Raw genomic sequence first — 9,985 nt, 5'->3', positions numbered from 1 at the left:
CTTTCCGTGGGGTTGCTGGCCGATGCGGTCAAGCAATAGGAACTGGATCACGCTGGGCGCCGCGGCGTCTCTGCTCGCCTCCTGCGGCAGCGAGCAGGCCGCGGCGCCGCCGGCGCCACGCCCCGCGCCACCTGTAACGGCGCCAGCGGTTGCGGACGAACCGGTCAAGATCGGCGAACCCTATAGCGTGGGCGGCAAGACCTATGTCCCGGCCGATCCGGTCAATTATGACGAGGTCGGCTATGCCAGCTGGTATGGCGAGGAGGCTACGGGCAAGCCGACGGCCAATGGCGAGGATTTCGTGCCGTCGGCGATCAGCGGCGCGCACAAGACCTTGCCCCTGCCAAGCTATGTTGAGGTGACGGCGCTGGGCAGCGGTCGCACCATTCTGGTCCGGCTCAACGATCGTGGTCCGTTCAGCGACGACAAGCTCATCGACCTGTCGCGTGGCGCGGCCGAACAACTGGGCATTACCGGCGACGGCGCTGCGGCCGTTCGCGTTCGCCGGGTCAATCCGCCCGAGCAGGAAAAGGCGCTGCTGCGCGCTCATCACCGCGCGCCCGAGCGGATCGAGACACCGCAGCCCCTGCTGAAGGTGCTGCGCGGGCGTCTGGCGCAAGTGCCGGCAAGCCCGCCGGCGCAGGTTCAGACCGCACGCCCCGTCGTTCAGGCGATCCCGGTCGCGAGCAGCCCCAGCCGTCGCGGCGCATCCTTCGATACGCCCGCACCGCCCACTCCCAAGCCGGCCCCGAAGGCCACGGCACCGACAAAACCGGTATCGGCAAAACCGGTATCTGGCGGCTATGTCGTTCAGGTTGCTGCTCTTTCCTCGCAGAGCCGGGCCGAGGCGCTGGCCAAGCAGATCGGCGCGCATGCCGTGGCGGCCGGTTCGGTCTGGCGGGTGCGCTATGGTCCCTATCCCTCGCAGGCGGCGGCGCAGGCCGGCGTGAAGGCGGCGGCAGCGAAGGGCTTTGCGAATGTCAGTGTCATGGCTAATGACGCGCGCTAATCATAGCGATGCGTCCAGCGAATCTATCCAGTCGAAGGCTTGAGTTCATGAAGAAAACCGTTGCTGCCACTCTCTTCGTCGGTCTGCTGGCCCAGCCGCTGGTTGCCGCGGCCCCACCCTATACGAGCGAGGCGCCGATCGCCTATCTTAAGGATCTTTCCTCGGGCGCCGTCCTCTATGACAAGGGCGGCGAGACCCGGATGCCGCCGGCTTCGATGGCCAAGATGATGACGGCGCATGTCGCCTTCCGTCTGATCCAGAAGGGCGAACTCAAGCTCGACACCAAATTCACGGTCCGTCCGGAAACCTGGCAGCAATGGCACGGCCCCAAGGCCGGATCGACCATGTTCCTGTCGGTGGGCGAGCAGGTGTCGGTCGAAAATCTGCTGCACGGCATCGTTACCCTGTCGGGCAATGACGCCTGCGTCGTGCTGGCTGAGGGCATTGCCGGCACTGAGCAGGCGTTCGTCGCGCTGATGAACGAAGAGGCCAAGCGCATGGGCCTCAAGAACAGCCATTTCGGCACCAGCAATGGCTGGCCTGACGAGGGCGTGACCTATGTCACCGCCGAAGATCTGGCCAAGCTTGCCGAAGCCACGATCGTCGAGACGCCCGATCTCTACAAGAAATTCTACGCCACCCGCTCCTTCACCTGGGGCAAGACCATGGGCGGCTCCGACATTGCGCAGGCCAATCGCAATCCGATCCTGGGCAAGATCGCGGGCGCCGACGGCCTCAAGACCGGCCATACCGAGGAAGCCGGTTTCGGTTTCACCGGTTCGGCCGAACAGGATGGCCGCCGCCTGGTGATGGTGGTCGCCGGCCTGACCAGCTTCAACGGCCGGATCACCGAATCCGTCCGCTTCATGGATTGGGGCTTCCGCGCCTGGAAGGCGCAGCCGCTGTTCAAGAAGGGGCAGACGGTCGAGACGGCCGCGGTCCAGTTGGGCAGCGCATCGACCGTGTCGCTGGTCGCGCCCCAGAATATGGCGGTCACCATGCCGCGCACCGCGTCGGCCAATGTGAAGGTGAAGGTCGTCTATACTGGCCCGATCAAGGCGCCGATCGCCAAGGGGCAGCAGATCGCCCAGCTCATCGTCCAGACCCCGGATACGCCGCCACAGGTGCTGCCGCTGGTCGCTGGTGAAGATGTCGCGGAAGCGGGCATTTTCGGTCGTCTCTGGAATGGTCTGAAGTCCTTCTTCGGGTGATCACAGGCCGTTTCATCACGCTCGAAGGCGGCGAGGGCGCCGGCAAGTCGACCCAGCTTCGTGCGCTGGCGGCGGCCTTGCGGGCGCGCGGGCTGGAGGTTGTCGAGACCCGCGAGCCGGGCGGCAGCGAGGGGGCGGAGGCGATCCGCGCCATGCTGCTGACTGGTGGTGCGGACCGCTGGAATGCCCGTGCCGAAGCGTTGCTGTTCGCGGCCGCGCGCGCCGACCATATCGAAAAGACGATCCGCCCGGCGCTGGCCCGTGGCGCCTGGGTGCTGTCCGATCGATTTCTCGACAGCAGCCGCGCCTATCAGGGGCAGGGTGACCTCAGCGATGCCGACATATTGGCGCTGCACCAGATCGGCAGCGCCGGCTTCCTGCCCGATCGCACCTTGTTCCTGACCCTGCCGGAAGCGGAGGCGGAAGCTCGCGCCCATGCCCGTGACGGCGACGTGTCGGACCGGATCGGCGGTCGCGACCGCGCCTTTCATCGGGCCGTGGCCGATGCGTTCGTCCGCTTTGCCGCAGATGAGCCGGCGCGGGTCCGCGCAATCGATGCGTCGGGCGCGGCGGACGATGTCACTGCCCGGCTGCTCGCGGCACTGGACGACCTGCTGTCATGACGTCACTGGTCGGGCACGACGCCCAGGCGCAGACCCTGCTGGCGGCGGCAAGCAGCGGCCGCATGCATCATGGTTGGATATTGACCGGCCCGCGCGGCATCGGCAAGGCCAGCTTTGCCCGCGCCATGGCGATGCGCCTGCTGGCGGATGCAGCCGGCCCGAAGATCGAGGGCGAGGGGCTTGCCGTTCCCGAAAGTCATCCAATCCGCCGCCTGATCGAGGCGAGCGCGCATCCCGATTATGCCGAACTGGCGCCGCTGGAAAAGGATGGCGTTACCGCGCGCAACATCAGCGTCGATCAGGTGCGCGGCCTGCAACGGCTGATCCAGTCGGCGCCGTCGCTCTCCTCCCGTCGCATCGTCATGATCGACAGCGCCGATGATCTGGAGCGCGGCGCCGCCAACGCCCTGCTCAAGACGTTGGAAGAGCCGCCGGCGGACATGATCTTCCTGCTGGTCAGCCATGCGCCCGGCCGGCTGCTGCCCACCATCCGCTCGCGCTGCCGCACGATGCGCTTCGATCCGCTGTCGGACGGCGCCATGGCGACGGTGCTCCGGCGCGAGGATGAAAGCCTGTCCGGGCTGGAACTGGACGCACTGCTGCGCGCCGGGGAGGGCTCGCCCGGTCGCGCGCTGCGCTATGCGGGCCTCGACCTTGCGGGCCTCGAAAAATCGCTGCTGGCGATCGCTGCCGATGGTGATCCGGGCAATCGGGAACGGCTGCGCCTGGCTAAGACGTTGGCGGGCAAGGCGGCCAAGCCGCGGTACGAAGCCTTTCTGGAGCGCGCGCCTGCCTTCATTGCCCAGGCCGCCCGGACCCGCCATGGCCCCGCACTGGGCAGCGCGCTCGATCATTGGGAAGCTGCGCGGCATCTGGCGGGCGGTGCGGTGATCCTGTCGCTCGACCCGGCCTCGGTTGTTTTCGAGCTGGGTGGGCATGTGGCGGCATTGGCTGAGGCGGCGACCTGAAAAGCGGCTTTGCGGCGACGCGAACAGCCGCTAGGGAGGCTGCATGTCGCAGCCTTACACCATCACCACCGCCATTTCCTATCCCAACGGCCGTCCGCATATCGGTCATGCCTATGAGGTGATCGCCACCGACGCGATCGCCCGGTTCCAGCGGATGATGGGCCGCGATGTCTTCTTCCAGACCGGGACCGACGAACATGGGCTGAAGATGGCTCAGACGGCGCGCAACCGGGGCATCGAGCCGCGCGAACTGGCCGATGAAATGTCGTCCTATTTCAAGCAGATGAGCGATAGCCTGAATATCAGCTATGATCGTTTCATCCGCACCAGCGAACCCGATCACCACCGCGCCAGCCAGGCGATCTGGCGGGCGATGGAGGCCAATGGCGACCTGTATCTGGGCCGCTACGAAGGCTGGTATTCGGTCCGCGACGAAGCCTTCTATGACGAGAAGGAAATCACCGAGGGCGAGGGTGGCGTAAAGCTGTCGCCGCAGGGAACGCCGGTCGAATGGACCGTCGAGGAAAGCTGGTTCTTCCGCCTGTCCCAATATCAGGACAAGCTGCTCGACCTCTATAACAGCCAGCCCGATTTCATCCGTCCGGAAAGCCGGCGCAACGAAATTCTGCGCTTCGTCGAAGGCGGTCTGTCCGATCTCAGCATTTCGCGTACCAGCTTCGACTGGGGTGTCCAGGTGCCTGGCGCAGACGGCCATGTCATGTATGTCTGGGTCGATGCGCTGACCAACTATATCACCGGCTGTGGCTATCCTGACGATGCCGAACGGATGGCGCGCTATTGGGCCGAGGGTGGCGATATCACCCATATCATCGGCAAGGATATCGTGCGTTTTCATACGGTGTACTGGCCGGCTTTCCTGATGAGCGCGAAGCTGCCGCTGCCCAAGCAGGTGTTCGGCCATGGCTTCCTGCTGAACCGCGGCGAGAAGATGTCCAAGTCGGTCGGCAATGTCGCCGATCCGATGGAATTGGCCGAACGCTTCGGCGTCGACCAGCTGCGCTATTTCCTGCTGTCCGAAGTGACCTTCGGCAATGACGGCAGCTATAGCGCCGAAGCGATTGTCCAGCGCTCGAACAGCGATCTGGGCAACGCGTTCGGCAATCTGGCCCAGCGCACGCTGAGCTTCATCGCGAAAAATCTGGAAGGTCGCCTGCCGGCCGTGAACGGCCATGACGCCGCCGATACAGAGCTGTTCGCGCTGATCGACAAGGTCGTGCGCAGCGATATGCCCGCCGCCATGGCCGATCTGGCGCCTTCGGTGGCGATCGACGCCTGGCTGCGCGCCGCCTTTGCCTGCAACCAATATATCGACGCGCAGGCGCCCTGGTCGCTGCGCAAGACCGATCCCCAGCGGATGGAGACGGTGCTGGCGACGCTCTATATCGCCATCGCCCAGCTGGCGGTCGCGATCCAGCCGGTGATCCCGGCGAGCGCCACCGCGCTGCTCGACCATATGGGCGTGCCGGCGGACAAGCGCAGCTATGGCGCGATCGGTGATCATTGGTATAGCGATCTGGCCGAAAGCGATTTCGGGCTGGCCGCGCCCAAGCCGCTTTTTCCGCGCCTGGAACTGACCGAAGCGGACGCCTGACGGATGTTGATCGACAGCCATTGCCACCTCAATTACAAGGGGTTGATCGAAGATCAGCCTAATGTGTTGGAACGTGCCCGTGCGCGCGGCGTCGACCTGATGCTCAACATCGCCACCCGCGAAAGCGAGTGGGACGATGTGCTGGGCACGGCGGTGCGCGAGGCGGACGTGTGGGCGACCGTCGGCATCCATCCGCATGAGGCGGACGAGCATCCCCATGTCGACACCGCCAAGCTGGTCGAGCGCGCGGCCCATCCGCGCGTCGTCGGCATCGGCGAAACGGGCCTCGATTATTATTACGACCATAGCGATCGCGAGCGGCAGCAGAAAAGCTTCCGCAGCCATATCGCCGCCTGTCGCGAGACCGGCTTGCCGCTGATCGTCCATACGCGCGAAGCGGAAGAGGATACGCTGGCGATCATGCGGGACGAAATGGGGAAGGGGGCCTATAGCGGCGTCATCCACTGTTTCACCGCCAGCGGCGCCTTTGCCGATGCGGCGATGGAATTGGGTTTCTATATCAGCATTTCGGGCATCGTGACCTTCAAGAGCGCGAAGGATCTGCAGGAAACGGCGGCGCGCCTGCCGCTCGACCGGCTGCTGGTGGAAACGGACTCGCCCTTCCTCGCCCCGGTGCCCCATCGCGGCAAGCCGTGCGAACCGGCCTTCGTTGCCGACACGGCCCGCTTCCTTGCCGATCTGCGCGGTGAGAGCATCGAGGATCTGGCGGCGGCCACATCGGCCAATTTCCTGCGTCTATTCGCCAAGATTGAGGGCCGGCCGCAGGCATGAGCCTCAAGCTGACCATCCTTGGCAGCGGCACCTCCTCCGGCGTTCCCCGGATCGGCAATGATTGGGGCGCCTGCGACCCCAAGGAACCCAGGAACCGCCGCACCCGCGTCTCGATCCTGGTGGAAAGCGCGACGACCCGGATATTGGTCGACACATCCCCGGATCTGCGGGCGCAGTTGCTGGCGGCCGACGTGATCGACATCGATGCGATCCTGTGGACGCATGACCATGCCGATCACAGCCATGGCATCGACGATGTTCGCCAGTTGTTCCATCATCGTGGCAGCCCAATCCCGGGCTATGCCCGCACCCAGACGATGCGCCTGCTCCAGGCCCGCTTTGCCTATGCCTTTGCGGGGAGGGGGGGCTATCCCCCGATCATCATCCCGCATGATCTGCCCGACGGGCTGCGGATCGGCGATATCGACATTGCCTGCACCGACATGCCTCATGGCGACATTTATTCGACTGGATTTCGCTTCAGTCATGATGATAGTCATGTCGGATATGCCACGGATTTTCATGAAATAACGCCGGATATGCTGGCGCTGTTCGACGATCTCGACATCTGGGTGGTGGATGCGCTGCGCGCCCGGCCGCATCCCACCCATGCCCATCTGGAGATGACATTGGCGGGGATCATGGCAACCCAGCCCGATCGCGCGATCCTGACCCATATGGACCAGAGCATGGACTATGCGACCCTGTGCGCCACGCTCCCCAAAGGCGTGGAGCCGGGCTATGATGGGCTGGTCATCGACCTTAACGACGGAGCACCCCACTGATGGACGGCACGGATCAGGCGATGTCCAGCATCTGGTATCTGCTCGCCCTGGTCCTGGTCGGCTCCGCGCTCATTGGCCGCCGCATCGCGCTGGGCAGCTTCGTGCGGATGGCGCAGCTCTGGGTGCTGATCTTCGGCGCCCTGCTCGGCCTCTTCACCTTCGCCCAGAAAGCGGGACTGATGCCGGCACGGTTCGCAGCGGAGGAGGGGGCCTTGCTCCAGCCGCAGAACAGTGTCGAACCCTTATCACAGCCCGCGCCGCCGCCGGCCCCACCGCCGATCCAGTCCGATGGGCAGGTGGTGCGCATTCCGGTCGCACCGGACGGCCATTATTGGGTGGAGGGCATGGTCAATGGCATGTCCGCGCGCTTCCTGATCGACAGCGGCGCGACCATCACCGCCCTTTCGGAAAATACCGCCCGCGCCACCGGCCTCAATATCGACATGAATGCGCCAGCGATCCCGCTCAACACCGCCAATGGCAAGATCGACGCGCGCCGCGCCAGCATCTCGACGCTGACGGTCGGGCCGCTGCGCGCCAATGATGTCGAGGTTGTCGTCTCGCCGGCGCTGGGCGACGTCAATGTCATCGGCATGAACATGCTGTCCCGTCTCAAAAGCTGGAGCGTTGAAAATGGTGAAATGGTGCTGACGCCATGACGTCACATGAGGGGCAGGGTGCCGCACCCGACAAAAGGGCCCGGCTCAAGGCGATCATCGGCGGTTCCACCGGCAATCTGGTCGAATGGTATGACTGGTATGCCTATGCCGCCTTCACCCTCTATTTCGCCCCGCATTTCTTTCCGAGCGAGGATCGCACCGCCCAGTTGCTGAGCGCGGCCGGCATCTTTGCCGTGGGCTTCCTGATGCGACCGATCGGCGCCTGGCTGATGGGCGTCTATGCCGACCGTCACGGCCGCAAGAGCGGGCTTACCCTGTCAGTGTCGCTGATGTGTGCCGGATCACTGCTGATCGCGGTGACGCCGGGCTATGAGGTGATCGGTGTCGGTGCGCCATTGCTGCTCGTGCTGGCCCGGCTGATGCAGGGCCTGTCGATCGGCGGCGAATATGGCGCCAGCGCGACCTATCTCACCGAAATGGCCGGCAAGGACCGGCGCGGCTTTTACTCCAGCTTCCAATATGTGACGCTGATCGCCGGGCAGCTGGTGGCGATCAGCGTGCTGCTGCTGCTCCAGTCGATCCTGACGGAGGCGCAGCTTGACGCCTGGGGCTGGCGCATTCCCTTCGCCATTGGCGGCGCGCTGGCGGTGATCGTCTTCTGGCTGCGACGCGGCCTCGCAGAAACCCAGAGCTATGAGGTCGCCAAGGCCGAAGGCGCACCCAAGTCCGGCTTCATCGAACTCATCACCAACCATCCGCGCGAGACGCTGACGGTGATGCTGCTGACCGCCGGCGGCACGATCGCCTTCTATGCCTATTCCATCTACATGCAGAAATTCCTCGTCAACACAGCCGGCTTCGGTCGTGAAACAGCATCGGAAATCAATGGGATAACATTGTTCATTTTCATGTTGTTGCAGCCTTTGGCGGGTGCCTTGTCCGACCGGATCGGGCGCAAGCCGCTGATGATCGGCTTCGGTATCATGGGCGTGCTCTGCACCTATCCGATCTTCGCGACCCTGGCAGTGACACGCGATCCGCTGGTCGCCGGGCTGCTGGTGATGGCGGGCCTGGTGATCGTCACCGGCTATACCTCGATCAACGCCGTGGTGAAGGCCGAGCTGTTTCCTGCGCATATCCGCGCATTGGGCGTGGCGCTGCCTTATGCGCTCGCCAATACCTTGTTCGGCGGCACGGCCGAGTTCGTCGCGCTCTGGTTCAAGCAGTCCGGGATGGAATCCGCTTTCTATATCTATGTCAGCGTCATGATCGCGATCTCGCTGACCGTCTATATCCGCATGCGCGACACCAAGGCCCATAGCCGCATCCTGGAGGATTGATCCGGCAAGGACTTCACAGTCAACATGAATTTAACATAATATATATTATCAGACTTTTTGTGTGTAGAGCCCGGATAGAAATGACACCCCTCCGCTAGATAGAGATGACACTCTCGAGGCTCGGCGGCGATCGCGGTGTTCATGGTCTTCCCACGGGAGGACCAGACTATGACGGTGCTGGCGATGAGCCAAGGCGAGCTTTCGCGATTTGATACGCTGATGCGCGTGGAGCGCGGCGAACTTCGGGTTGAAGATGCGGCGAACTTCGGGTTGAAGATGCGGCGATGCTGCTGGGTTTGAAGCGTCGGCAGGTTTTCCGTTTGCTGGGCCGGCTCCGTGAAGACGGCGCTGCCGGCCTGATGTCTCGCAAGCGCGGTCGGCCGAGCAACCGACGGCATAGCGATAGCTTTCGCGAACAGGTCGTTGCGCTGGTCCGCGCGCATTATGCGGATTTCAGGCCGACGTTGGCGCGTGAGTATCTGGCCGAACGCCATGGCATCAGGGCCGGCTGCGAGACGCTGCGCAAGCGGATGATGGAAGCGGGTTTGTGGAAGGATCGAGAAGCCCGCCGACCTCGCCCATATCAGCCGCGCTATCGCCGGGACTGCCGCGGCGAACTGATCCAGATCGACGGATCGAAGCACTGGTGGTTCGAGGATCGCGGGCCGCAATGCACCCTGCTCGTCTATATCGACGACGCGACGAGCGAACTGATGCACCTCAAGATGGTCGAGAGCGAGAGCACCTTCGCCTATATGAAGGCGACGCGCGAGTATATCGATCAGCACGGCAAGCCGGTGCCCTTCTACTCTGATCAGCATAGTGTCTTCCAAGGATGCCGAAATCCGCCAGTTGAAGCGCGATCTGGCCCGGATGACGGAGGAGCGCGACATCCTAGAAAACCGTCGCCGGCTGAGCCCGCCTGTGCGCGGTAGAAACGGGTCGTGCTATGGTGCGGCCGGGAGGGTCGCGGCCGATGGCTTATTGGAGGCATGACCCCGTTAAAAAACGTGGCCCGTGGGTGT

At 64.1% G+C, this 9,985-nt stretch carries 11 protein-coding genes; all 11 read left to right on the top strand.

From position 1 onward, the window contains the following. Positions 1-22 precede the first annotated feature (22 nt). The 11 genes from CG471_RS27450 (at position 23) to CG471_RS27405 (ending at position 9,895) form a co-directional block, all read left to right on the top strand. Positions 23-1,009, top strand: coding sequence for a septal ring lytic transglycosylase RlpA family protein (locus CG471_RS27450; protein WP_099234406.1), 987 nt, complete (start codon positions 23-25; stop codon positions 1,007-1,009). 47 nt (positions 1,010-1,056) lie between these two features. Beyond that, positions 1,057-2,220 (top strand): D-alanyl-D-alanine carboxypeptidase family protein, encoded by a 1,164-nt coding sequence (locus CG471_RS27445; protein ID WP_004207133.1) that lies wholly within the window; start codon positions 1,057-1,059, stop codon positions 2,218-2,220. Continuing rightward, a complete protein-coding gene (tmk, locus tag CG471_RS27440; RefSeq protein ID WP_099234405.1) occupies positions 2,217-2,843 on the top strand; it encodes a dTMP kinase in 627 nt (208 codons plus the stop codon). Before CG471_RS27445 ends, tmk begins: the two co-directional genes overlap by 4 nt. Next, positions 2,840-3,811, top strand: a complete 972-nt coding sequence (locus CG471_RS27435) for an AAA family ATPase (RefSeq protein WP_099234404.1) — start codon at positions 2,840-2,842, stop codon at positions 3,809-3,811. Before tmk ends, CG471_RS27435 begins: the two co-directional genes overlap by 4 nt. A 43-nt stretch (positions 3,812-3,854) precedes the next feature. Next, the gene (gene metG / locus CG471_RS27430; RefSeq protein ID WP_099234403.1) at positions 3,855-5,423 is read left to right on the top strand and encodes a methionine--tRNA ligase; all 1,569 of its coding nucleotides are present in this window, start codon (positions 3,855-3,857) and stop codon (positions 5,421-5,423) included. 3 nt (positions 5,424-5,426) lie between these two features. Continuing rightward, positions 5,427-6,215 carry a TatD family hydrolase gene (locus CG471_RS27425; protein ID WP_099234402.1) on the top strand — a complete coding sequence of 263 codons (789 nt, stop codon included), beginning with the start codon at positions 5,427-5,429 and terminating at the stop codon, positions 6,213-6,215. Beyond that, entirely contained in the window at positions 6,212-7,000 is a 789-nt protein-coding gene (locus CG471_RS27420) for an MBL fold metallo-hydrolase (protein WP_099234401.1), read from the top strand. The genes CG471_RS27425 and CG471_RS27420 overlap by 4 nt, the downstream gene beginning before the upstream one ends. Further along, positions 7,000-7,659: a TIGR02281 family clan AA aspartic protease gene (locus CG471_RS27415; protein WP_099234400.1), complete on the top strand. Its 660-nt coding sequence runs from the start codon at positions 7,000-7,002 to the stop codon at positions 7,657-7,659. The genes CG471_RS27420 and CG471_RS27415 overlap by 1 nt, the downstream gene beginning before the upstream one ends. Continuing rightward, positions 7,656-8,960, top strand: coding sequence for an MFS transporter (locus CG471_RS27410; protein ID WP_099234399.1), 1,305 nt, complete (start codon positions 7,656-7,658; stop codon positions 8,958-8,960). The genes CG471_RS27415 and CG471_RS27410 overlap by 4 nt, the downstream gene beginning before the upstream one ends. Before the next feature lie 168 nt (positions 8,961-9,128). Beyond that, a complete protein-coding gene (locus tag CG471_RS31555; RefSeq protein ID WP_257211710.1) occupies positions 9,129-9,260 on the top strand; it encodes a hypothetical protein in 132 nt (43 codons plus the stop codon). After that, a complete protein-coding gene (locus CG471_RS27405; RefSeq protein WP_257211709.1) occupies positions 9,245-9,895 on the top strand; it encodes an ISNCY family transposase in 651 nt (216 codons plus the stop codon). Before CG471_RS31555 ends, CG471_RS27405 begins: the two co-directional genes overlap by 16 nt. Positions 9,896-9,985 lie beyond the last annotated feature (90 nt).

Origin of the sequence: Sphingobium sp. IP1 (genome assembly GCF_002708645.1) — a bacterium.
GTDB lineage: Bacteria > Pseudomonadota > Alphaproteobacteria > Sphingomonadales > Sphingomonadaceae > Sphingobium > Sphingobium yanoikuyae.
Note: the sequence above shows the minus strand (reverse complement) of the source record. Positions and strands in the feature narration are given on the sequence as shown.

What these genes read in the sequence shown, in the direction of transcription:
- CG471_RS31555 (WP_257211710.1), top strand. Translation starts at nt 9,129, where the DNA reads ATGACGGTGCTGGCGATGAGCCAAGGCGAGCTTTCGCGATTTGATACG.
- metG (WP_099234403.1), top strand. Translation starts at nt 3,855, where the DNA reads ATGTCGCAGCCTTACACCATCACCACCGCCATTTCCTATCCCAACGGC.
- CG471_RS27405 (WP_257211709.1), top strand. Translation starts at nt 9,245, where the DNA reads ATGCTGCTGGGTTTGAAGCGTCGGCAGGTTTTCCGTTTGCTGGGCCGG.
- CG471_RS27420 (WP_099234401.1), top strand. Translation starts at nt 6,212, where the DNA reads ATGAGCCTCAAGCTGACCATCCTTGGCAGCGGCACCTCCTCCGGCGTT.
- CG471_RS27435 (WP_099234404.1), top strand. Translation starts at nt 2,840, where the DNA reads ATGACGTCACTGGTCGGGCACGACGCCCAGGCGCAGACCCTGCTGGCG.
- CG471_RS27445 (WP_004207133.1), top strand. Translation starts at nt 1,057, where the DNA reads ATGAAGAAAACCGTTGCTGCCACTCTCTTCGTCGGTCTGCTGGCCCAG.
- CG471_RS27415 (WP_099234400.1), top strand. Translation starts at nt 7,000, where the DNA reads ATGGACGGCACGGATCAGGCGATGTCCAGCATCTGGTATCTGCTCGCC.
- CG471_RS27425 (WP_099234402.1), top strand. Translation starts at nt 5,427, where the DNA reads ATGTTGATCGACAGCCATTGCCACCTCAATTACAAGGGGTTGATCGAA.
- CG471_RS27410 (WP_099234399.1), top strand. Translation starts at nt 7,656, where the DNA reads ATGACGTCACATGAGGGGCAGGGTGCCGCACCCGACAAAAGGGCCCGG.
- CG471_RS27450 (WP_099234406.1), top strand. Translation starts at nt 23, where the DNA reads ATGCGGTCAAGCAATAGGAACTGGATCACGCTGGGCGCCGCGGCGTCT.